Origin of the sequence: Zhaonella formicivorans, from assembly GCF_004353525.1 — a bacterium.
GTDB classification, from domain to species: Bacteria; Bacillota; DUOV01; order DUOV01; family Zhaonellaceae; genus Zhaonella; species Zhaonella formicivorans.
On the sequence record NZ_CP085524.1, the window covers coordinates 1866521 to 1890712 of the forward strand.

Below are 24192 nucleotides of genomic sequence, written 5' to 3' on the forward strand. Positions count from 1 at the left end.
AGTTTAGCTGTTACAGCTGAAACTTTTTATTCCAAGAGTTCCTTAAGCTTAGTCTCCACTTCTTCCATAGTAAAGTCTTTACTGAATTCGGCTACTTTTTCTCCACCTTTATAGAAAGCTATGGTTGGAAGACCTAAAACCTTTTGACTAATCGCTAGTCTCTTGTTTGCAGCGGAGTCGAGCTTACAGAACTTGGCTTTGCCTTCGTATTTGGCGGCCAAAGCCTCAACTTCCGGCATCAGGGCCTGGCAGGGCTCACATTTTGGGCTCCAGAAATCAACCATCACCAGCCCTTCGGCTTGCAATACTTCTGCTTCGAAGTTCTCCTTGTCAACAATGTTCAACTAGCTCACCTCCTTTACGAGGATAAGTAGCTATGCATCCCACTCGACCTATGGGAAAATTATTTGCCGGCTGCAATTTGTTTTTTTACTTCTTCGGCGCTAAAGTCACCGCAGAGTTTAGCAACCGCTTGGCCACCCTCGAAGAATACTACTGCAGGAATGGAGGTTACACCATAACGCTTGGCAACCCTTTGGTTTCTGTAGGTATCTATCTTAACCAGCTTAACGCTGTCTCCCAATTCGGCGGCAGTCTGTTCCAGCAACCCTACGGCTGCAATGCTGGCCTCGTTTTGGGGCGCCCAGAACGCTACCATCACCGGCTTGTCAGCGTTTAATACCTGTTCCTTGAAGCCTTCTTCTTCGGCCAGGTACTTCTCGGCTGCTACGGCGGCTACAGCGCCGTCGGCTGCAGCTGTGATGACCTGCCTCAAGTATTTGACTCTGGCATCTCCTACAGCATAGACGCCGGGTACTGACGTTTCCATCTGCTCATTAGTGATAATATACCCTTTTTCGTCAAGTTCTACTTTGCCCCGGAGGAATCCGGTTTTGGGAACGGTGCCTACGAAGAAGAAGACTCCGTTGGTTTCCATTTCCGTCAGTTCTCCGGTTTTGATGTTTTTGATTACTACAGACTCAACAATGCCGTCTCCTTTGATTTCCTCCAACACAGAGCTCCAGACCCATTCAATTTTCGGGTTGGCAAAAGCTTTCTCGGCGCTCACCTTATTGCAGTCCAGGATGCCTTCGTCATGGATTACGATGATGGTAACCTTGTTGGCAAACTTGGTGAGATACATTGCTTCTTCGATAGCGGCATCGCCGTTGCCGACCACTACCACATCCAGGTCTTCAAAGAAATCGGCGTCACAGGTGGCGCAGTAGGAAACGCCCTTACCTCTTAAAGCCCGCTCCCCTTTGATATTTAAGCTTCTCGGTTCGGCGCCGGGAGCCAGGATTACTGTTTTGGCCAGGTATTCTTTACCGCTCTTTGTTTTAACAACCTTAATTTCTCCTTCAAGCTCCAAATCAACGACTTCTTCTTTGAGGATTTCGGTACCGAAACTTTTTGCATGTTCGGCCATTGCTTTCATTAAGCCGGGGCCGGTTGTGCCCCTGGAAAAGCCGGGATAATTCTCCATCTCCTGTGTTGTTGCCGCCTGACCTCCCGGTCTGGCTTTTTCCAATATAACAGTTTTCAGCCGTGCCCTGGAACCGTAGATGCCTGCGGCAAGGCCGGCAGGACCACCGCCCACTACTACAATATCAAATACCTCCATTAACTCACTCCTCTCCCTAAAGATAGTTATTGAAAAACTATTTGTATTTAAGTAAAGTACTAGCTAAATACATTATGCCATAACTTAATAAGTAATAATTTGTTATTTTGAGGTTTTTAAAAAGTAATTATAATATTATCTTGTGATCATAGCTCTATGCCACTTTTGAGCCTTTTTCCTTACTTATTGTACTTTCTTCTTCCACAAGGGCTTTGTATAGTGACAGGCAAGCCAAAACCATGATGATAGCAAAAGGAAATGCAGCAGCAATTGACGCAGTTTGTAACGACTTTAGCCCCCCGCTTAAAAGCAACACTACTGCCAATAGGGATTGAGTAACCCCCCAGACCAGCTTCCTGCCACTACTGGGGTTTAGATCCCCTTTGGAGGACATCATTCCTAAAACAAAGGTTGCCGAATTAGCAGAAGTAATAAAAAATGTAAAGACTAAAAATATCGCAGTAACAGATAATACACTTCCTAAAGGGTAATGACTAAATACTTTAAAAAAGGCCGTGGATACATCACTAATAGCTTCTTGTCCTACTGCAATACCAGAGAACTCCAGGTTGATGCCTGCTGTACCAAATATAGCAAACCAAAGTACGCTGGCCAAAGTTGGGACCAATAGCACGCCAAATACAAATTCTCTTATAGTCCTTCCCTTGGAAATACGAGCAATAAATGTCCCCACAAAGGGTCCCCAAGCAATCCACCAGGCCCAGTAGAAGAGTGTCCATCCTCCCAGCCAGCTGGAATCACCGAAAGGTTCCATATGAACACTATCTCTGACAATGGAGCTCAGATAGTCACCGATACCGCTCACTATAACTTGAACAATTTTAGTTGTCGGGCCAACTATAGCAGCAAGGATCATTAATCCAACAGCTACCATGAGATTAAGATCAGATACCTTCTTGATGCCTTTGTCTATGCCTATAACAGCGGTACTGATAAAAATAACGCTAGTAATTAAAATAATGATGACTTGTGTAATAGCATTATATGGTAAACCAAATAAATAGCTAAGACCTCCGTTGATCTGCAACGTGCCAAGCCCCAAAGAAGTAGCAATGCCGGCAACAGTAGCAAAAATAGCTAAAATGTCAATAGCCTTTCCCACGGGGCCGTTCACCCTGACTTCGCCTAGAAGGGGGATAAAAACACTGCTGATTAAGCCTGGAGCTTTTTTTCTAAACTGAAAATAGGCCAGAGCCAACCCCAAAATGCTATAAGCAGCCCAGGGATGAATTCCCCAGTGAAAGAAGGATATTCTAATGGCCAGTGCCGCAGCTTCCGGGGTTTGGGGATTACCAACAGGCGGCTGCATGAAATGGGTTAGTGGCTCGGCTACCCCGTAAAACATTAGACCAATCCCCATTCCTGCGCTAAAAAGCATAGCAAACCATGAAGCATAACTATATTCCGGCTTGGAATCCGTTTCACCCAACTTAATTTTGCCGAATTTGCTGCAAGCCAATAATATGGCAAAAACAACAAAGAAAGCCATGGAAAGCAAATACATCCAGCCAAACTTATCAATTATAAAATTAAAAATTCCGCTTGCCACTGTCTTGAAGTTCCCCGGGGCAAATAAGCCCCAGAGAACAATGCAAATAGTAATTCCCCAAGCAGTAGGGTACACGGCATTAAAGCTCTTAGCTTTTACCATTCGATCATCTCCTGTCTGACATTTAGCTATATTTTAACAGGAAAAACTGTTTGATCTTCAATATCTGTAGCTAGTGCTTGGATAGCAACACCTACCCGATGGTAACGGAGCTTCCATTGCTCTGCTTTTAAAGTATTAGGATCGCCCAATGGATAAGGAATAGAGATAGTTGGAACTATTCTGTTGGCGCCAACAGTTTTGGCAATGGGTATCAGATTACACATCTGCACAATTGTAATACCTTTTTTCTCAATTTCTTTTGTAATCGTTGCACCGCAACGAGTACAAGTCCCTCAGGTAGAAGTTAGAATTACTGCTTGCACTCCTGATGCCAGAAGATCCTCAGCGATTTCTCTACCCATGCGTGCCGCTTCTCCCTGCGTGGTACCCGTCCCTACAGTTGCATAGAAATAGTCATGGATTTTTCCAATCATACCTTCTGCCTCATATTTACGCACTGCATCTAGAGGTAACACACGGTTAGGGTCTTCATTTGCTGCTGCAGGGTCATAGCCGGCGTGGATTGTCTTATAGTCACCAGCAGGTAAGCTTTCTAAATGAGCAATATTATATTTACCCCATTTAGTTGCTGAAGCTGATTGAATACGATCCGGGTTATCAGAAGGAACTATACCACCAGATGTTACCAGAGCTACAGTCACTTTACTCAAATCTTTAATGGCAGGGGCAATGGGAACTTTGTCAGTTTTAGGGATAGGCATCTCTGTTTGATAAGGCTCATTACGCAGTTTCTTGAGCAGCATGTCCATTGCTCTGTCAGCAGCTGTTACCGGAGTAGCTAACCAAACTTGATGCCTAATTCCCCTTGGAAAATATCCCTCTTCACTGGCCGAAAGAAGGGTTTCTCCCCGTGCTATTTTATCAGCCAATGCTGCCATTTTGGCTAAATCTTCCCGCATTTGGGCTGCACTTTTCCCGCCCGGAAAAATATAGGCATCTTTTTTGAACATGCTTACACCAGGGTTTTCTTCATTCATTGAGGTAATGACGGGTATACCAAATTTCTCCTGAACTGCCTTACACACCAGACCGCAGGCATTGCCATATCTGCCGGCTAAAAAAGCAGGTCCCGCAAAGAAAATGTCAAATTCCTTATCTTCTAAAAAGCCAAGAATCATTTTAAGTGCTTCCTCTTCATTGGAGCCCATGTAGTTATCACCACATATTATGGTATGTGTAATTTCTACTTCCTTCAAGGCTGCATTTAAACCTATAGCAGGTCCAACCAACCCTTCCCTGATTTCAGGTTCAAAATCAGCCTTTTCCTCACCGCCAATTTGACCGAAAAACTGGTTGATATAATGAATGGCCTTTTTCATCACTAACCTACCCTCCTCTAGTATTCGACAACTGTTTTTACACTAAACCCAACAATACCGTCCGAGCAAAACATAGCATTGTTTTCCATGATCAGCGAACCATCTTCTTTTAAGCAGCCTTCCCAGCCTCCGGAAAAGCCATCCCGTGCCAATGACTCCAATTCACCAATGATTTTAGGCATTGGGGGCAGTTCGATAAGCTCGGATACGTTACCGGTGGAGACAATGGCGTTGGCTTTCTCAGAAAGAGCAACTAAGGGCTGGGACTTGCCATCCCGTCCAGTACACTCGTTGGTAATTCCAACAACTTTAATGCCCGCATTCTCAAGTTCAACAATGCATTGGATAAAATCGGCGTCAGGGTTGCCATAACCTTCCTCAGCCACGATGGCCCCCTCAGCGCCAAGACTGCTGGCAAGCTGCCGGACAAAAATTGCGGAACGATTCTTTTCCACTAAGTTAACATTCAGATTTGATAAAATTACACCTAAGAAGTTAATTGTCTTACCGTGTTCAGAGTAAAGTTTTTTAATCGTAGGATTGTTGACATGTTCGTAGGTAGATATCTTGGAAGAACAGGGCATAAAACTTCCTGAAATAATTGCTCCATCTAATAACTCGTTGGGATGCATAAATGTAGGGACCATATGGTTGGTATCCCAGCCGTATACTAAAGCATTATAACCTTCTTCTTCCATTTGTGATTGCAGTTGCAATACATAAACAACTCCAGGCAAGCTTTGAACTTCAGGAGAACGTTTTGTAATTGGAGGGAGTTCATAGGTTTGTATTTCTTCAGGTTCTTGGTCGGCTACACATTTTCCAATATATTCAGCCAGCCGCATACCAGCCCATCTTAAGGCATGGTTTTTTTTCTGCTGCTCATACCTTTCAAATTCCTCATCAGTATCAGCAACGAGGCAGATGTTATTAAGTTTAGAATATATGGTATGTTTTGCCCCTGGGCCGCTCATATCAATCAGACCGTCCTGGAAACCTCCCCAATGCTTGCCAACAACCAGCACGCAGCTTCCTTTCAATGCATGCGTCCGTCCGCTGCCAGCTAAAGAAAGATCATTCGTCACTCCAGGGAACATTAAGCCCCCAGATACTTTGCATCGTGGTTCAATAGCTTCCTTTACCGGCACTATCCTAACCGGATCCCCGGGCTTAGCTAATACCAAGTCGGCTTCGGTAATATGTTCATCTTCCATGACAACATCTAAAGCTTCCTGTTTATTAATCGTCAATACCCCGTTGGCGTAAAAAGTCTTATCTCCAAAGCAAACCTCTTTGACAAAAAAATTGCCAATTTCCAGTTTCATAATTACGCTCCTTTCTTTATGCTTTTTTGCACGAGAATAAGCAGATTTTTTTGTGTAATAATCCTCCTCCTATAAAGAAATTTAATGTGTAGAGCCTTTGTGAAAAAATTCTCCTATGCATATTTTATAATAAACATGTTTATTTTGTAAACATGTTTATTATAAAATATGCATAGATTCTTGTATTGTTGTAGCCTTAGTAAGCCTATGGTAAGATAGATAAGTAGTCCTACTGTAATTCGAGTTGGTGATTAATTTTGGATAAAAAAGAGCTACAGCGCAGAAGAATGATGAAATACTTTATTGACGCAGCAGCTCAAATTATAGCAGAAGAGGGAATTGAAGGAGTTACTATTAGAAAAGTGGCTGATCTGGCAGGGTATAATGTGGCCACGGTATATAATTATTTTTCTAATCTCGAACACTTAATTTTTTTTGCAGCCATGAGGTTTACCAGAGAATATGTATGTAGTCTACCCGATTACATTAAAACAACTTCAAATGCCCTAGAAAAATATCTTCGTATCTGGGAGTGCTTTTGTCATTATTCATTTAGCAAACCACTGATTTATCATGCAATTTTTTTTACTAAACTCAATAATTCCTTGGCAGATTCAATGCAAGAGTATTATCAACTTTATCCCCAGGAACTGAAACAACAACCGGAAGAACTGCTCCCTATGCTGTTGCAGCAAAATATCTATGAACGCACAAAAACCATTCTTGCTGCCTGTGCTACTGAAGGTTTTATATCCTGGGAAGCCCTTCCTGAAATAAATGAAATGACACTGCTAATCTATCAAGGAATGCTTTCCAGGATAATCAATAAGCAAGTAAATTACACTTTAGATGAAGCCGTAAAGCGGACAATGCAATATATAAAAAGGATTATTTTAGCATATCAAGCAATATAAAAAAGAGCCGTACATTAGCTATAGTAATATACGGCTCTCTGCAACGGTTTTAATATTTTACAAATACCCTGCCTCTTTCAAAAGCTCAACAGCCTTCTCCTTGTCCTCGGGAGCAACCATGACGATTGGTCCGGTGCAGCCCATGCCGCTGGTGGCGTAGATGTTGTTCTTCCACAGCACCTGCACCGCATCTTCCAGCTGCAGGATCTCTATCCCCGGGATCTCGGCGGTAACCGGTTTCTCCGGCGGAGGAGTTACTGCGCCGCCGGCTTCTGCTTTCTTGGCGGCATTTGCCGGGCACTCAAAGGAGCTGATGATGCTCTCCCAGCCTGCTTTTTTTGCTGCGGCAAATTCCGCGTTTGCTTTCTCCAGGAGTTTTCCTTTGGCTGCATCACCCGCATAGCGGATTGCTCCGGCTACTACGGGTGCCCCCGAAGCCCGGGACAGGATGCAGATAATCCGGTCGTAGTTTTCCCCTACTCCGGGCCCGTAACCGTAGCCCAGTGCTTCGTAGTTGCCTCCGCTGGTGTAGGCGGAGAACATCTTCATCAGCACGTTTCCGGTCAGGCTGTCGGTAACCATTACATCTGGCACTCCCAATAGCAGGTCGTTCCCTCGCATCACTACGCCGCCGTCGCTTCTGGCCGACTCGGTAAAGTTGATGGGGTAGCCGTTTTCCTGTAGTTTTTTTAGGGCCCTTTCCACCTGCCGGGCGCCCTCGATATTTAAAATGCCAACGGTTGGGTTGGCCTTGCCGCAGGCTTTGGCGGCAGCTATGCCGTAGAGGGTGTTCTTCAGCATGGCTGTTACCCGTTCGGTGGCAGAGGTGCCGGTGGTGGTGGCTAAAAACATTTCTTTGCCTTTCCCGGGTGTGATTACTCTGCCTACGGTGGATACTCCGATGGGGAAGCTGTAGTGCATTGTTACTGCGGCATCTAAACTGCCTTCGCTGAGCATTTTATCCATAATGGCATGGGCTTCTTTTTCATCCTGGGCTTGTACCAGCTCTAAACGGGTCTTGACGCCGCTGCCGATGACCACCACTTCCAGGTCGGGGTTTTGTCCCTGGGCCAGCTCGGCGCCGTAGACAAGTTCTTTGGGACCGTGCTCGCTGCCCAGGATGGTTAAGCCTACCCTCACTTTTCTTCCGAAGGTCCCTGTCTCCAGGGCATTGGCCATTTCTTCGAATATCTCGCTGATGGTGTTGCGCATAATTTTACTGTCCACTTTTTTCACCTCCCGATTAGCTGTCAGCTATCAGCACTCATTTCTTTCATGGCTGGAGAATTAGGTTAACCTTTATGCGAAAATCAGGTTATTCTGCTTTCAAGGTATTGGCAAAGCTCCGCATCGCTTCGGCAATCATCTTCCTGACTTCTTCTTTATCAAACCCACTTTCCACTTTGCCGGAGTTCTTCTCCATGATGAAGGATACTCCGTCAAAGAGGTTGGTGAGTCTTCCCAAGAAAAGGCTGCCTTTGCCGATGATCATGGCTCTTTTGATTTTGCCTTCCAGGATCAGGTCCCGGGCAAAGCCGATGTAGGGTACTCCTGAAGGAATATGGCCCTGGGTCGGTGCAAAGCCCGGCATGCCGAACTCATTAACCACTTTCTCCAGGTCGGCCCGGTCAAATTCCCCTCTTTTTACTCCCAACGCAGCTATCATTTTGTAGTTGGCTTTGGGCACGTCCCCGGCTCCGGCCGGTTCTGTAATTTCGGGGTTCTGCATTTCTACGGAGAACCGGTCGATTTCAGATAGTTTTATTCCTGCTTTGTCCAAGGGGTCGGTTACGATGGCCTGCATTACTGCCTGGGGTGAGGCGCCGGAACCGATCTTATGGCGCCCTACCATGTCGGTGCGGATTACGGGGCTTACGCCGTCGTTTTCACTGATGTGTACGGCAAAGGCGCCCAGCATGTCTTCTAATACCGGCATTTCTTTTTTTACATGGTCTTTGGAGTTCATGCCAAGCTTGGCAGAGGCTCCACCGGCCACTACTACTATGTTCTTGTACACTCCGGCCTGGGCTAATGCTGCTGCTTCCACCAGGGCGTGGGCAGGTCCTGCGCAGAAACCGCGGGTGTCGGAGCCGGTGGCGTTAACGCAGCCGCACACTTCGCCGATGGACTTGGCAAAGTTGCCGCCGCCCCTTTGGTTCATGTCGCCGCAGGCTTCTTCGGAGCATTCGATGATGTAGTCTATGTCTTCGGCTTTTAAATCCGTCTTTGCTAATAACAGTTTTAAGGCAAATACAGCCGATGCTTTGCTGACCAGGTTTTCAAACATTACATGCTCGGTTAAGGCCTGGTCGAACTCATGGGCTTTTTTCACGCAGCCCACCAGTTTCCCCCCCAAGTACATGGGTTCTGCCAGGTGGTCGGCTACCAGTTTCTCCAAATCTTTGGCTTGGGCTGGGTTCTTATCTAATTTGGCTAAGTCTTTTAAGTCTCCTAAGACAGGATGGGCGGAGAGTTTTGCTTTTACTCCCGCCTGGAAGCCTTCTTCCAAAAGCACCAGGTCAAAGGCGTCTACTGCTTTCATTAAGCCGTAGAATTCGTCTTCCGGCATGATTTCCCCGTATTTGCCGTCCCTGCCCCCATTATTTACCGGGTTTTGGTACCAGGGCCGGGGGATGTTATTCAGTTCTTCAGGCAGCATGTTGCCGATGTAGACTTGGTTTGGGGCATATTTCACTGCTTCGTCAAAGCTCCTTAAGGCCCCGGGCAGTTTCTGCAGATGCTCTGAGTCCGGGTTCTTGCGCCGTTCGCTGGTCTGGGTGGTCCCCTGGTGAATCACCATATCGGGTGCTTGAATAAGTGCATAGCTGGCCCCTCTCACAACGGGATAGTTCATCCTGTTCACCTCCATTAGTCACAATTAAGCACCGGCGTTTATCCGGCGCTTAGTTCTATTGCTTAAATATTTATCCACGATAGGTGCTTACTTCTTTGATGATGGCATCAACATCCAGCACCATTTCCATCATGCTGACTTGATCTTCGTAGACTTGAGCGTCAACTTCATCTTTTAATTCAAAAATATGGTAAGCTTTGAGTCCCAACGAGACTCCTGCTAATGGACCCGCAAAAGTGGGATCGCCTTGGGATACGGTTTCGGCGGCGAGACCAGCAGCTTCAGCTTCTGCTCCCCCTAAAACAACGATTAAATCCTCTTTACCGTATTTCTCCGCAAGTTCTTTAATGCGAGCCTGATTTTCCAGGTCCATTGCGCCGGCGGCAGTTCAGACAAAGCATTCTGTAGTCGAGAACACTACTTCAGCGCCGGCAGACTTGACGCACTCTTCGATAGCCGGACCGGGCACGCCGTCACGGTCACCGAGAATGGCAACTTTTTTGCCTTTCAGCATTTCTTTTGCTCCTTTCTAGGTTTAGTGTTTATTAGTTAGTTTAGCTGTTACAGCTGAAACTTTTTATTCCAAGAGTTCCTTAAGCTTAGTCTCCACTTCTTCCATAGTAAAGTCTTTACTGAATTCGGCTACTTTTTCTCCACCTTTATAGAAAGCTATGGTTGGAAGACCTAAAACCTTTTGACTAATCGCTAGTCTCTTGTTTGCAGCGGAGTCGAGCTTACAGAACTTGGCTTTGCCTTCGTATTTGGCGGCCAAAGCCTCAACTTCCGGCATCAGGGCCTGGCAGGGCTCACATTTTGGGCTCCAGAAATCAACCATCACCAGCCCTTCGGCTTGCAATACTTCTGCTTCGAAGTTCTCCTTGTCAACAATGTTCAACTAGCTCACCTCCTTTACGAGGATAAGTAGCTATGCATCCCACTCGACCTATGGGAAAATTATTTGCCGGCTGCAATTTGTTTTTTTACTTCTTCGGCAGTAAAGTCGCCGGAAAGCTTAGCAACCGCTTGGCCGCCCTCGAAGAATACTACTGCAGGAATGGAGGTTACACCATAACGCTTGGCAACCCTTTGGTTTCTGTAGGTATCTATCTTAACCAGCTTAACGCTGTCTCCCAATTCGGCGGCAGTCTGTTCCAGCAACCCTACGGCTGCAATGCTGGCCTCGTTTTGGGGCGCCCAGAACGCTACCATCACCGGCTTATCAGCGTTTAATACCTGTTCCTTGAAGCCTTCTTCTTCGGCCAGGTACTTCTCGGCTGCTACGGCTGCTACAGCGCCGTCGGCTGCAGCTGTGATGACCTGCCTCAAGTATTTGACTCTGGCATCTCCTACAGCATAGACGCCGGGTACTGACGTTTCCATCTGCTCATTAGTGATAATATACCCTTTTTCGTCAAGTTCTACTTTGCCCCGGAGGAATCCGGTTTTGGGAACGGTGCCTACGAAGAAGAAGACTCCGTTGGTTTCCATTTCCGTCAGTTCTCCGGTTTTGATGTTTTTGATTACTACAGACTCAACAATGCCGTCTCCTTTGATTTCCTCCAACACAGAGCTCCAGACCCATTCAATTTTCGGGTTGGCAAAAGCTTTCTCGGCGCTCACCTTATTGCAGTCCAGGATGCCTTCGTCATGGATTACGATGATGGTAACCTTGTTGGCAAACTTGGTGAGATACATTGCTTCTTCGATAGCGGCATCGCCGTTGCCGACCACTACCACATCCAGGTCTTCAAAAAAATCGGCGTCACAGGTGGCGCAGTAGGAAACGCCCTTACCTCTTAAAGCCCGCTCCCCTTTGATATTTAAGCTTCTCGGTTCGGCGCCTGGTGCCAGGATTACTGTTTTGGCCAGGTATTCTTTTCCGCTCTTTGTTTTAACAACCTTAATTTCTCCTTCAAGCTCCAAATCAACGACTTCTTCTTTGAGGATTTCGGTACCGAAACTTTTTGCATGTTCGGCCATCGCTTTCATTAAGCCGGGGCCGGTTGTGCCCCGGGAAAAGCCGGGATAATTCTCCATCTCCTGTGTTGTTGCCGCCTGACCACCAGGTCTGGCTTTTTCCAATATGACAGTCTTCAGCCGTGCCCTGGAGCCGTAGATGCCTGCGGCAAGGCCCGCCGGTCCTCCGCCCACCACTACAATATCATATGACATTAAGTTCACTCCCATTGTAGTTTGCCATTAACAGTACGCCAACCCAGGTAACTGGGTTGGCGTAACTGATACTAATCAAACTGATTTGGCTTGCTCCACCGTAACATTTTCTTTGGTCAGCAGCGAAACTACGATAGTCAAAATTGCAGACACAGCTACGCCCCATAATATACTATAAGTTAAAGATACTATTGAGCCTGCAATCAGTCCTGCCCGAGCTCCCCAAGGAGTTATTTTGCTGTTCTTTTCACCCATGGTAAACTCCTTGCTGGTTGCTTTCCACAGCAGGCCAACAATCAGGACCGGGACAACACCACCGCCTGCCATGGTATAAGCTTTGGAGAACATCCCAATAATAGATTCAGCATAAATAGAAAGGAGACTTGCCAATACACCGAGTACAACCGTAGCAATTTTTGTCCAGCTAACTAATTTTGCATCAGATACCTCTTTAACAAAAGGACTAATTACATCGTTAACAACGATTACTGCAGCGGAATTAAGATATGAATCGGCTGAAGACATTGCGGCGGCTAAGATGAGGGTAAATACAAAGGCAACAACAACTTTTGGAACATAATGCATCATCAACCATGGCATTGCCATTGCAGGGTCAAGAGTAGGGTTTAATACCCGGGCTGTCATACCGACAAAAGCAGTCAAACTAACTGCGATTATTACAAAGATCCCACTAATTAACATTGCATTCCTTGCTGTTTTGGAATCTTTGGCTCCAAAGCACCGCTGCCAGTAGCACTGGGCTGCTAAAACCCCGAAACATCCGGTAATAAAATTTACTAAAATGGTATTAACAGGAACCTTGCTCAAATTCCATAATTCTGGTCCAGCTGTTGCCACAAGCTTAGTTCCCAACTCGCTCAAACTCCAATGGACAGGTGCCAAAGCGAAGAAATAGAAAATAGCGCCAAAGATTACTACAATAAGTCCTTGGATAAAATCAGTCCAGACTACTGAAACTATTCCACCCATAAAAGTGTATATAATAAACATTGCGTTAAACAATAAGATAATAGGTAAAGCATTAATCCCTGTAAATTGCTCAAAAATATAGCCTAATCCTTTGGCCTGGCCGCCCAGCCAAGCCATCATTATTCCCAGGGTCAAAATTCCTACAATTGCTTTTGAAAATTTGTCCCTGTGCAGTAAATCATACATCATATCTGAAAGAGTGTTGTAGGTGAATCTACCCGCTAAACCTGCAAATAGAAGTGCAAAAATTATTTTAGAACCTTGTTCACCAATAATAAAGGGAATATGGCTTATACCCCTGGTAAAACCGTGGGTGGCATGACCAATAAAATTACCGGCTCCCATGATGGTTGCGATATCACTAAATACGATAAGAAAAAGTGGTAAAGATCCACCAGCAATTGCGTACATTGAAAAACTGCTGGCTGCAGTATCTTTAACCCTGTAAGATATGTACATGAAAATGCAGCAAAATACAATCGTAATTGTCCATATTATAGCAGCAAGTGACATAGACTCGCCTCCTTACGCTAACTTAAATTTTTTGTAATCAGGAACAACTATGCTCGTCATTTTTCGGTAGACTACAGCTGCTATGGCAATATCCAAGCAACCCATCCCGATGAGGCTAGCTACTATACGCTCGTCTTTGTCTTTCCTTCCAATTACTTTCCCACAAATTACTTCTCCAATTTCACCCACTATGTCCTCTTTTTTCAACCTCCCTTCCAGGAAATATTTTAGAAATTCGCCGCGGTGCAAATTTTGTTCCAAATGGTCTACGTACAATTTATCGGCCTTGAAAATTAGGTTTTCATCCAGCTCTTGGTAAGAGCCTTTAGATGAAACAAACGCACCTGGCTTAACCCATTCTGCTTTAACTAAAGCCTCATCGGCAGTGGTTACTGTAACTATAACGTCAGCATCCTTAACCGCTTCTTCATTAGTTTTACATACTTTAACGGGAACAGAAGTTTTTTGCCCGATCTCTCTGGCAAATTTTTCACAAGCATCCGCACTTATATCGGCGACCCTTATCTCTTTTAATTCAAAAGTCTCCAACATGCATAAGGCAGTGGAAATACCCTGCACTCCAGCCCCTATAATAGCAAGTACTTCAGGGTTTACCGCCAGATATTTAGCGGCTACAGCTGTTTGGGCACCCGTTCTAATGTCTGTTATCCAGTTACCGTCAACCAAAGCCCTTAGTTGCCCTGTCAATGGATCGTTCAACAGAATTTCTGCCATGATATATGGCAGTCCCAATTTTTTATTGCCTATAAAACCACCCGCCCATTTAATTCCAAGTGTATCAAGCGGCCGTACGTAGGATGGCATTGAATTGATCCAGTTCGGTAAACCGAGTTCATGCATATTTAGGGTAATCTTTGAAGGCATGATAATCTCGTTTTGTGCATACCAAACATACGTCTGCTCAACTATATCGATAATATCTTTGATAGAGACGTATTTTTTTACATCTGCTTGGGTCATGATAATAGCTTCGTTCATCATAGCTCATCTCCTAATCTCAAGCTAAAATACAGTTTGTTGATTAATAGAAGTGCCTAAAGCCTGTAAAGCTTTTAACATCATTTTTTTACGTAATTCAAGTTCATCTTCAAAACTCAAAGCAGGGTTACCTGTTGGATGGGGAATAGCAACAGACGGTAAAATGCGGTTAGCCCCGACTGTTTGCGAAATGGGAACTATTGTGCAGACATGCACTGCCGGCAGTCCCACTTTTTCAATAGCTTTGACCATCGTTGCACCGCAACGGGTATCAGTCCCTCAGGTAGAGGTTAGTATCACCCCATGTACCCCATTAGCTAAAAGTTCTTTCCCAATTTCATCACCGAAACGGTTTGCAGATGAAACTGCTGTTGTATTGCCTACTGTTGCATAATAGAAGTCGTACAATTTACCTATTTTGCCTTCTTTTTCAAGAATTCGCATGGCATCCAACGGAAGGACTCTATCCGGGTCCTCTAGAGCGTAAACTGGATCATATCCACCATGAATTGTTTCAAATTCTCCTGCAACTAAATCATCAATACCTTCGATAGAGTATCTGCCAAATTTAGACGCGTTTGCGGATTCAATCCGGTCCGGATTACCTTTAGGTACAATTCCTCCGGACGTTACTAAAGCAATTACCGCCTCCTGCATATTTTCGATTGCAGGAGCGGGACTTACCCGATCAAATACAGGCATAGGCAACTCGGTTATAAATGGTTCGCCTTTTAATTTCTTTAAGAGCATATCAACTCCACGCACTGCTCCTGTCTTTTCTGCCCATACATTAACCCTAATTCCTTGGGGTATATAACCTTCTTCTTCAGGAAAACCTATCGGTTCACCTTTAACAATTCTTAAAGCAAAGGTGCTTAATTTAGGAAGTATGTCCCGCATGGCAACTGCCGAATTGCCAGTTTTTAGGATATATACTTGTTTATGGTACAGCTCCACCCCAGGATTTTCAGGGTACATAGCAGTTATAGCAGGAATTTTCAATCTTTCTTGCACTGCATGGCAAATTGCACCACAAGCTATACCATATCTTCCAGCGTTGAAGGCAGGTCCAGCTATTAAACCTTGGGGTTCATAATTTTTAATCATTTCAACTATATCTTCTATTGCCTTTTCCGTGTGTTCGGCGAAAAATGTATCACCGCAAATTACAGTTGCTACTATTTCTGCATCTTCACCCAAAAGTTTTTGCAAAGCCATTCCTGGTCCAACTACGCCCTCTTTTATTAATGGCGCTTGATCTGCTTTATCCTCCCCTCCAATTTGGCCAAAAAATTGATTAATATAATGTATAAATTTTATTTTTGCCATTTTCCCACACCTCGCCTATTTAAGTCTGGTAGTTAACCGTTCGTAGCCCAATTCGCAACATGAGCCCATGATACTAGCTATTTCCACTGTTATACTTCCATCTGGATGCAAGCTTCCACTAAACCCGCCGGTTATGATTTCAACACTTTCCAAGGATCCTATTATTTTTTCCATTGGAGGTAATGTAACAAGCTGATTACCGTTTCCATTAGTAATAACTGCATCGGCTTCCGGCGTAACATCTGCCAACCCTTGGGATCTACCGTCGCGGCCAGCATACTCATCGGTAATTAAAACTGTCTTAATGCCTGCTTGTTCAAGGTTTTTACAGTTTAACATTAAGTCGGTTTCAGGGTTCCCACCACCTTCTTCAGTGATAATTGCTCCTTGCGCTCCAATTATCTTAGCCAAATTTTGAGTATAAAAAGCTCCTCGTTTTTTATCTGCCAGCATAGTACTTTCGTTTGTTAAGATAACACCGATAAAACACAATTCTTTACCGTGCCTGCGCAGCAGATCCATAATTACAGGGTTATTCTGGTGGTGAATTGTAGCGTTTTTATGACATGGCGCCGCGCAATTTCCGCTGACTACCGCTCCATCAAGCACTTCGGTTGGGGAGATCAAAGTTGAAAGAATCCCTTTTACGTTTAAACCGTATACATAAGTGTCATGCATTAGCCCTTGACATTGAATCATATAGACATATGCTACCCGTGGTAAATCAGGATATAGCCGAGCAGCTTCAATAATGGGGTTGTAAGTAAATATTTCTTTTTCATCGGGTTCAAGATCCTTGGAAGCTTTGCCTAAATAAGCGGCTGCTTTTAGTCCTGCTAATCTGACTGTTGCTTCATGGGTGTGCTTGTCTAAGCCTGGTATCGGTGTAATTAACGGTACAACAATGTTCATTTTAGAAAAACTGTTATAATCCGCCCCCGGGCCACTCATATCGATGATTCCTTCTTGAAAATTTACAATCTTACCCGAGGTAGCTACAGCACAACCTTCTAAAACGTGCGTTAACCCTTCACCTACTGTTTCCAGTCCGCCAATAAAACCTGGAAAAACCTGTCCACTTCCCTTGACCTTATATCTTGGTTGCACTATGTCCTTAATCGGAATAATCCGTACCGATTCCCCTGGCCTAGCCAACTCAATATCAACATCTTGAATATTGGTATCCTCCTTGAGGTACTCTTGCAGCTCTTGTTTGTTTATATAGAGAGTACCTTTGTCTATAAATGTTTTGTCTGCAAATTGTACATCTTTAATTTTGATTTTTCCTAGCTCTAGTTGCATTTTTTAACTAACCCCCTCTGATATGTTGCCATTTTATAATGCAAGAACAATGCCAACTACAAAACTCTATTGTTATTAAGCTTTTTAATGTTATATAACGTATTTGTTTTCTAATTTTTAGAAATATAACTATCTAAGAAAAAACTAAAACCAATTAATTATTTACAAAAAAACACCTCTAAAATTTAGATTTATTTCTAAATTTTAGAGGTGTTTACATAGTTAATTAATTATTTTTACACTGATAACCTAATTTTTTGATTAGGCGGAAACAAAATTTTTTATAAAATCTAGATCGATTAACTGAAAATCTTCTAAAGATTTATCATCCCATTGAGGTTTTGGATGGTTGGACATCAAGTCAGCTGTGTATATAATTGTTTTCTCTATAATTTCTAAGCTTTCTTTATCTGTAGTTTGTCGCTTTGATGAAAGAATTACACTTTTATAGGGGTTTATATCCGGACCTATGCTACCCGTTAGGGGGTGAGTTAACAACTTGTAGCCTTTCAAAACTTCAATCCTGACTGCTTCAAACAGTTCCAAATTATTTCCGGTAAAAGGCTCAATAAAAGGTAAATTCATAGCAATTACCATCGGGTTATTTGTTATACACCTAACCAGCATTTACCAGGAAACCTCCTTAGATAATTTATACTTTTGAAGTTTATTATATAATGTAGCCAAAGATATCCCCAATGCATTAGCAATTTTCTTTTTACTTTCATAGCTTGACCCATACTGTGCAATTGCATTTTTAATTATTAACTTTTCTGCTTCTTCCAGTGGCATAATGATATTGAGCGATTGGTCGATTACGGAAATTCCTTCAATGCTAAGAAATTTTAAATCATTATCTTCAATTATAGATTTTCCTTTGGAATGCAGTACAGCTCTTTCGAGAACATTTTCCAATTCACGTACATTACCAGGCCAATCATATTTGTACATTATATCAAGTGCTTTTTTACTCAAAGCTATATTATCTTTTCTTCCTAATTTTCTAGATAATTTTCTTAATAGGAATTCCGCCAAAATTTCAAGATCCGCTTTACGCTCCCTAAGTGGAGGAATCATTATATTCCACACATTCAACCTGTAAAATAAATCCTGTCTGAATGAACCTTCCGCCACCATTGTTCTAAGATTTCTATTAGTAGCAGCGATAATTCGAACATCAAGCGGTATTTTAGTTTCACCGCCAACCCGTTGAATTTCCTTTTCTTGAATAGCTCGTAATATTTTAGCCTGCAAAACTAAGTCCATTTCACCGATCTCGTCCAGAAAAAGAGTTCCTCCGTTAGCTAATTCAAATTTGCCTAACTTTCTTTTATATGCGCCTGTAAACGATCCCTTTTCATGACCAAAAAACTCACTTTCCAGAAGATTTTGAGGAATTGCTGAGCAATTGACACTAATAAATGGTCTTTTGGCACGCGCACTTGAGTTATGAATAGCATGCGCAATGACTTCTTTCCCAGTACCTGTTTCCCCTTGAATCAGAACTGTTATATCGCTTTGAGCTGCAATTTTAGCCATGTCTATTACATTCTGCATAGCAACACTTGAGCCGATCAAATCCTCAAAAGTATACGTTGCCTTACTTAAATAACCGATTTTTTCTGAAAGGCTTTCTACCATTACCTTACTTTTTCTTAATTGCTCTGTTAAATTAATTATATCCTGGATATCTTGAGTAATAGCTATTGCTCCTATCATTTGTCCACAAATTTGGATTGGTGCAGCACTTGAAATTAGCTCCACCGAAGTACCTTTGGGCCGGTTTCGTAAATTGTTTACTGGTTGACCGGTTTTTAATACGGTGGCTAGGCTTCCATCCGGTGATACCTCAAAAACGCTTTTACCAATTCTTTCATGCTCTTTCAGACCTAGCATTTTTAAAAACGCATTATTTACATATCTTATGATCCCTTGATTATCAACTACTTGAACACCTTCTTGAATAGATTTTAAAATTTCTATTAGAATTTCCCTGCTTAATAAAGCATTTAATAACTGTTCAGTGTTTTTTTTCTTATAACTCTCTATAAGTTCCTCACATATTCTATGCAGACCGTCTGAGCTGGAAGAAAATTTGTTAAGTGCAACATTTTTGGGAGGGAAAAAAGTGTCAAAGGTGAAATATGCAGCTAATCCTTGCAATTTGTCTTGTTCGGTACATCCCATACTTTACTCCTCCCGTTACAATTTTAAATTATATTTTCCTGCAGTCGTGCATAACAAAAATTTATGTTTCAGGCGCATTTCATAAATTAATTTTATCTTCTACACTTTTTCAGCTTTTCCTTGTGGGTTGATATCTTTAGAATCTCTACCATGCTAATCTTTTGTACTTTTGTAACCTGACTAAGACTTCATAAGTGAGAAATAAAAAACCTAAGAATAAAGTACTATCTATACTTTACTCTTAGGTTCTGGTTAATTTCTTGTATTAAAAACTTCTACAAATACCCTGCCTCTTTCAAAAGCTCAACAGCCTTCTCCTTGTCCTCGGGAGCAACCATGACGATTGGCCCGGTGCAGCCCATGCCGCTGGTGGCGTAGATGTTGTTCTTCCACAGCACCTGCACCGCATCTTCCAGCTGCAGGATCTCTATCCCCGGGATCTCGGCGGTAACCGGTTTCTCCGGCGGAGGAGTTACTGCGCCGCCGGCTTCTGCTTTCTTGACGGCATTTGCCGGGCACTCAAAGGAGCTGATGATGCTCTCCCAGCCTGCTTTTTTTGCTGCGGCAAATTCCGCGTTTGCTTTCTCCAGGAGTTTTCCTTTGGCTGCATCACCCGCATAGCGGATTGCTCCGGCTACTACGGGTGCCCCCGAAGCCCGGGACAGGATGCAGATAATCCGGTCGTAGTTTTCCCCTACTCCCGGTCCGTAGCCGTAGCCCAGTGCTTCGTAGTTGCCTCCGCTGGTATAGGCGGAGAACATCTTCATCAGCACGTTTCCGGTCAGGCTGTCGGTAACCATTATATCGGGCACTCCCAATAGCAGGTCGTTCCCTCGCATCACTACGCCGCCGTCGCTTCTGGCCGACTCGGTAAAGTTGATGGGGTACCCGTTTTCCTGTAGTTTTTTTAGGGCCCTTTCCACCTGCCGGGCGCCCTCGATATTTAAAATGCCAACGGTTGGGTTGGCCTTGCCGCAGGCTTTGGCGGCAGCTATGCCGTAGAGGGTGTTCTTCAGCATGGCTGTTACCCGTTCTGTAGCTGAGGTGCCGGTGGTGGTGGCTAAAAACATTTCTTTGCCTTTGCCGGGTGTGATTACTCTGCCTACGGTGGATACTCCGATGGGGAAGCTGTAGTGCATTGTTACTGCGGCATCTAAACTGCCTTCGCTGAGCATTTTATCCATTATGGCGTGGGCTTCTTTTTCATCCTGGGCTTGTACCAGCTCTAAACGGGTCTTGACGCCGCTGCCGATGACCACCACTTCCAGGTCGGGGTTTTGTCCCTGGGCCAGTTCGGCGCCGTAGACAAGTTCTTTGGGACCGTGCTCGCTGCCCAGGATGGTTAAGCCTACCCTCACTTTTCTTCCGAAGGTCCCTGTCTCCAGGGCATTGGCCATTTCTTCGAATATCTCGCTGATGGTGTTACGCATAATTTTACTGTCCACTTTTTTCACCTCCCGATTAGCTAGCAGCCGTCAGCTGTCAGCTATCAGCACTCATTTCTTTCATGGCTGGAGAATTAGGTTAACCTTTATGCGAAAATCAGGTTATTCTGCTTTCAAGGTATTGGCAAAGCTCCGCATCGCTTCGGCAATCATCTTCCTGACTTCTTCTTTATCGAACCCGCTTTCCACTTTGCCGGAGTTCTTCTCCATGATGAAGGATACTCCGTCAAAGAGGTTGGTGAGTCTTCCCAAGAAAAGGCTGCCTTTGCCGATGATCATGGCTCTTTTGATTTTGCCTTCCAGGATCAGGTCCCGGGCAAAGCCGATGTAGGGTACTCCTGAAGGAATATGGCCCTGGGTCGGTGCAAAGCCTGGCATGCCGAACTCATTAACCACTTTTTCCAGGTCGGCCCGGTCAAATTCCCCTCTTTTTACTCCCAACGCAGCTATCATTTTGTAGTTGGCTTTGGGCACGTCCCCGGCTCCTGCCGGTTCTGTAATTTCGGGGTTCTGCATTTCTACGGAGAACCGGTCGATTTCAGATAGTTTTATTCCTGCTTTGTCCAAGGGGTCGGTTACGATGGCCTGCATTACTGCCTGGGGTGAGGCGCCGGAACCGATCTTATGGCGCCCTACCATGTCGGTGCGGATTACGGGGCTTACGCCGTCGTTTTCACTGATGTGTACGGCAAAGGCGCCCAGCATGTCTTCTAATACCGGCATTTCTTTTTTTACATGGTCTTTGGAGTTCATGCCAAGCTTGGCAGAGGCTCCACCGGCCACTACTACTATGTTCTTGTATACTCCGGCCTGGGCTAATGCTGCTGCTTCCACCAGGGCGTGGGCAGGTCCTGCGCAGAAACCGCGGGTGTCGGAGCCGGTGGCGTTAACGCAGCCGCACACTTCGCCGATGGACTTGGCAAAGTTGCCGCCGCCCCTTTGGTTCATGTCGCCGCAGGCTTCTTCGGAGCATTCGATGATGTAGTCTATGTCTTCGGCTTTTAAATCCGTCTTTGCTAATAACAGTTTTAAGGCAAATACAGCCGATGCTTTGCTGACCAGGTTTTCAAACATTACATGCTCGGTTAAGGCCTGGTCGAACTCATGGGCTTTTTTCACGCAGCCCACCAGTTTCCCCCCCAAGTACATGGGTTCTGCCAGGTGGTCGGCTACCAGTTTCTCCAAATCTTTAGCTTGGGCTGGGTTCTTATCTAATTTGGCTAAGTCTTTTAAGTCTCCTAAGACAGGATGGGCGGAGAGTTTTGCTTTTACTCCCGCCTGGAACCCTTCTTCCAATAGCACCAGGTCGAAAGCGTCTACTGCTTTCATTAAGCCGTAGAATTCGTCTTCCGGCATGATTTCCCCGTATTTGCCGTCCCTGCCCCCATTATTTACCGGGTTTTGGTACCAGGGCCGGGGGATGTTATTCAGTTCTTCAGGCAGCATGTTGCCGATGTAGACTTGGTTTGGGGCATATTTCACTGCTTCTTCAAAGCTCCTTAAGGCCCCGGGCAGTTTCTGCAGATGCTCTGAGTCCGGGTTCTTGCGCCGTTCGCTGGTCTGGGTGGTCCCCTGGTGGATCACCATATCGGGTGCTTGAATAAGTGCATAGCTGGCCCCTCTCACAACGGGATAGTTCATCCTGTTCACCTCCAAAAATGAGTAAAGTTTTGGGTAATGGGCGTTATACCCATTACCCAATTGAAATCGACACATTATTACTTGTCAAATACTGTTTGACCGTCTACTTCTGTTTGTAAAGCATCTAATGCTTTTCTGACCAGCTTTCTGCGCAGTTCCTTCTCATCTTCCCTGCTCAAAGCCGGGTTACCAAGCGGGTGAGGAATGGCCACTGTAGGCACAATCCTGTTGGCACCAACAGTGAGGGAGATGGGAACTACTGTGCACATGTGCACCACAGGTAGGCCTGTACTTTCAATTTCTTTTACCATCGTTGCACCGCAACGAGTACAGGTTCCTCAGGTGGAGGTCAGAATTACTGCATCAACGTTATGGGCATGCAGGTCTTTGGCAATTTCCGCAGCAAACTTTTTGGCGTTAGCAACAGAAGTACCGTTACCAACTGTTGCATACCAGTATTCATGGATGGAACCAATTTCACCTGCCTGCTCCATTTCCCGCAAAACGTCGATGGGCAGTACCCTGTCCAGGTCTTCGTTAGCATATACAGGGTCGTAACCACCGTGGGCAGTTTCGCCGTTTTCGGGAGTGAAATCATTGATGCCTACCAGGCTGTACTTGCCGTACTTGGAGGCACTGGAAGATTCAATGTGATCAGGGTTGCCTTTGGGTACCGGGCCACCTGAGGAAACAAGGGCAATCTTAGCCTTCTTAATATCCTTAATGGCCGCGGCAGGAGCTACCCTGTCGAATACAGGCATAGGATATTCGGTCTTGAATTCCTCGCCTTTTATCTTCTTAACGAGCATTTCAACTGCTCTTTTCGAACCTCTTTCCTTGGCAAAGAAATTTTTGCGAATACCGCGAGGAATATAACCTTCTGCGACTGGATCACCGATTTCTTCGCCTTTAACAACTTTCAAAGCCAAAGCAGCCATGGGGCCAATTGCCTTTTTCATGCCTACAGCCGAATTGGCAGTCTCAATGATGTAGGCATATTTCTTGTACATATCCACACCCGGGTTTTCCGGGTACATACCGGAGACTACAGGGATCCCTAAGTTTTCGCTGACAGCTTTGGCTACAGCACCGCAGGCCACGCCGTAACGCCCGGCATTAAATGCGGGACCGGCGATAACCAAATCTGGGCTGTATTTCTTAATCATTTCAATTACTTCGGCGCTTGCAGCTTCAATGTTTTCGTTGAAATAGGTGTCACCGCAGATTACAGTAGCCACAATCTCCGCTTCAGCGCCCAGAGCTTGCTGCAGGGCCATTCCAGGACCAACTACGCCTTCGCGGACTTCCGGCTTGACATCAGCCTTTTCTTCGCCACCTATTCCAGCGTAAAACTGGTTGATATAGTGTACAATTTTGTATTTACTCACCATTGTCCCCCCTTTTTTCGGGTGTAAAATTATCCACGATAGGTGCTTACTTCTTTGATGATGGCATCAACATCCAGCACCATTTCCATCATGCTGACTTGATCTTCGTAGACTTGGGCGTCAACCTCATCTTTTAATTCAAAAATATGGTAAGCTTTGAGTCCCAACGAGACTCCTGCTAATGGACCGGCAAAAGTGGGATCGCCTTGGGATACGGTTTCGGCGGCGAGACCAGCAGCTTCAGCTTCTGCTCCCCCTAAAACAACGATTAAATCCTCTTTACCGTATTTCTCCGCAAGTTCTTTAATGCGAGCCTGATTTTCCAGGTCCATTGCGCCGGCGGCAGTTCAGACAAAGCATTCTGTAGTCGAGAACACTACTTCAGCGCCGGCAGACTTGACGCACTCTTCGATAGCCGGACCGGGCACGCCGTCACGGTCACCGAGAATGGCAACTTTTTTGCCTGCAAGTATGCTCATGCTATTAACTCCTTTCTT

At 44.8% G+C, this 24192-nt stretch carries 21 protein-coding genes; 1 reads left to right on the top strand and 20 read right to left on the bottom strand.

Annotated elements, in window-relative coordinates; translation table 11 throughout:
* Positions 1-26 precede the first annotated feature (26 nt).
* The 5 genes from EYS13_RS09225 to EYS13_RS09245 form a co-directional block, all read right to left on the bottom strand.
* A complete protein-coding gene (locus EYS13_RS09225) occupies positions 27-284 on the bottom strand; it encodes a thioredoxin family protein (RefSeq protein WP_423055337.1) in 258 nt (85 codons plus the stop codon).
* A 119-nt stretch (positions 285-403) separates the two neighbouring features.
* On the bottom strand, positions 404-1624 hold the full coding sequence (gene trxB, locus EYS13_RS09230) for a thioredoxin-disulfide reductase (RefSeq protein WP_227761969.1): 1221 nt from the start codon (positions 1622-1624) through the stop codon (positions 404-406).
* Positions 1625-1778: 154 nt separating this feature from the next.
* Entirely contained in the window at positions 1779-3296 is a 1518-nt protein-coding gene (locus tag EYS13_RS09235; protein ID WP_227761971.1) for a glycine betaine uptake BCCT transporter, read from the bottom strand.
* A 26-nt stretch (positions 3297-3322) separates the two neighbouring features.
* Positions 3323-4636 (bottom strand): betaine reductase selenoprotein B, encoded by a 1314-nt coding sequence (gene grdH / locus EYS13_RS09240; RefSeq protein WP_227767872.1) that lies wholly within the window; start codon positions 4634-4636, stop codon positions 3323-3325.
* Positions 4637-4653: 17 nt separating this feature from the next.
* Positions 4654-5961, bottom strand: a complete 1308-nt coding sequence (locus EYS13_RS09245; RefSeq protein ID WP_227761973.1) for a glycine/sarcosine/betaine reductase component B subunit — start codon at positions 5959-5961, stop codon at positions 4654-4656.
* 257 nt (positions 5962-6218) lie between these two features.
* Here EYS13_RS09245 and EYS13_RS09250 point away from each other — a divergent pair, with 257 nt between their 5' ends.
* The gene (locus EYS13_RS09250; RefSeq protein ID WP_227761975.1) at positions 6219-6875 is read left to right on the top strand and encodes a TetR/AcrR family transcriptional regulator; all 657 of its coding nucleotides are present in this window, start codon (positions 6219-6221) and stop codon (positions 6873-6875) included.
* A gap of 57 nt (positions 6876-6932) precedes the next feature.
* Here EYS13_RS09250 and grdD (EYS13_RS09255) read toward each other — a convergent pair whose 3' ends face one another.
* The 15 genes from grdD (EYS13_RS09255) to grdA (EYS13_RS09325) all read right to left on the bottom strand — a co-directional run bounded on the left by grdD (EYS13_RS09255) (position 6933) and on the right by grdA (EYS13_RS09325) (position 24174).
* Positions 6933-8102: a glycine/sarcosine/betaine reductase complex component C subunit alpha gene (gene grdD / locus EYS13_RS09255; RefSeq protein WP_227761976.1), complete on the bottom strand. Its 1170-nt coding sequence runs from the start codon at positions 8100-8102 to the stop codon at positions 6933-6935.
* A gap of 88 nt (positions 8103-8190) precedes the next feature.
* Entirely contained in the window at positions 8191-9729 is a 1539-nt protein-coding gene (gene grdC, locus EYS13_RS09260; RefSeq protein WP_227761966.1) for a glycine/sarcosine/betaine reductase complex component C subunit beta, read from the bottom strand.
* 70 nt (positions 9730-9799) lie between these two features.
* Positions 9800-10243: a glycine/sarcosine/betaine reductase complex selenoprotein A gene (gene grdA, locus EYS13_RS09265; RefSeq protein WP_227761978.1), complete on the bottom strand. Its 444-nt coding sequence runs from the start codon at positions 10241-10243 to the stop codon at positions 9800-9802.
* Between the two features lie 63 nt (positions 10244-10306).
* Positions 10307-10564, bottom strand: coding sequence for a thioredoxin family protein (locus tag EYS13_RS09270; protein WP_423055337.1), 258 nt, complete (start codon positions 10562-10564; stop codon positions 10307-10309).
* A 119-nt stretch (positions 10565-10683) separates the two neighbouring features.
* The gene (trxB, locus tag EYS13_RS09275) at positions 10684-11901 is read right to left on the bottom strand and encodes a thioredoxin-disulfide reductase (RefSeq protein WP_227761980.1); all 1218 of its coding nucleotides are present in this window, start codon (positions 11899-11901) and stop codon (positions 10684-10686) included.
* A gap of 75 nt (positions 11902-11976) precedes the next feature.
* Positions 11977-13302, bottom strand: coding sequence for a sodium:solute symporter family protein (locus EYS13_RS09280; RefSeq protein WP_227761981.1), 1326 nt, complete (start codon positions 13300-13302; stop codon positions 11977-11979).
* A gap of 114 nt (positions 13303-13416) precedes the next feature.
* Positions 13417-14406, bottom strand: a complete 990-nt coding sequence (locus tag EYS13_RS09285; RefSeq protein ID WP_227761982.1) for an ornithine cyclodeaminase family protein — start codon at positions 14404-14406, stop codon at positions 13417-13419.
* A 21-nt stretch (positions 14407-14427) separates the two neighbouring features.
* Positions 14428-15732: a glycine reductase complex selenoprotein B gene (gene grdB / locus EYS13_RS09290; protein WP_227761983.1), complete on the bottom strand. Its 1305-nt coding sequence runs from the start codon at positions 15730-15732 to the stop codon at positions 14428-14430.
* 15 nt (positions 15733-15747) lie between these two features.
* Positions 15748-17034 carry a glycine/sarcosine/betaine reductase component B subunit gene (locus EYS13_RS09295; protein WP_227761984.1) on the bottom strand — a complete coding sequence of 429 codons (1287 nt, stop codon included), beginning with the start codon at positions 17032-17034 and terminating at the stop codon, positions 15748-15750.
* 261 nt (positions 17035-17295) lie between these two features.
* The gene (locus EYS13_RS09300; RefSeq protein WP_227761985.1) at positions 17296-17661 is read right to left on the bottom strand and encodes a GrdX family protein; all 366 of its coding nucleotides are present in this window, start codon (positions 17659-17661) and stop codon (positions 17296-17298) included.
* Complete coding sequence (locus tag EYS13_RS09305; protein ID WP_227761986.1) at positions 17662-19221, bottom strand: sigma-54 interaction domain-containing protein; 1560 nt, start codon at positions 19219-19221, stop codon at positions 17662-17664.
* A 275-nt stretch (positions 19222-19496) separates the two neighbouring features.
* The gene (gene grdD, locus EYS13_RS09310; protein ID WP_423055338.1) at positions 19497-20651 is read right to left on the bottom strand and encodes a glycine/sarcosine/betaine reductase complex component C subunit alpha; all 1155 of its coding nucleotides are present in this window, start codon (positions 20649-20651) and stop codon (positions 19497-19499) included.
* Between the two features lie 117 nt (positions 20652-20768).
* The gene (gene grdC / locus EYS13_RS09315) at positions 20769-22307 is read right to left on the bottom strand and encodes a glycine/sarcosine/betaine reductase complex component C subunit beta (RefSeq protein WP_227761991.1); all 1539 of its coding nucleotides are present in this window, start codon (positions 22305-22307) and stop codon (positions 20769-20771) included.
* A 77-nt stretch (positions 22308-22384) separates the two neighbouring features.
* Positions 22385-23695: a glycine reductase complex selenoprotein B gene (gene grdB / locus EYS13_RS09320; RefSeq protein ID WP_265332377.1), complete on the bottom strand. Its 1311-nt coding sequence runs from the start codon at positions 23693-23695 to the stop codon at positions 22385-22387.
* 29 nt (positions 23696-23724) lie between these two features.
* Positions 23725-24174 carry a glycine/sarcosine/betaine reductase complex selenoprotein A gene (gene grdA, locus EYS13_RS09325; protein WP_227761993.1) on the bottom strand — a complete coding sequence of 150 codons (450 nt, stop codon included), beginning with the start codon at positions 24172-24174 and terminating at the stop codon, positions 23725-23727.
* Positions 24175-24192: the final 18 nt, after the last annotated feature.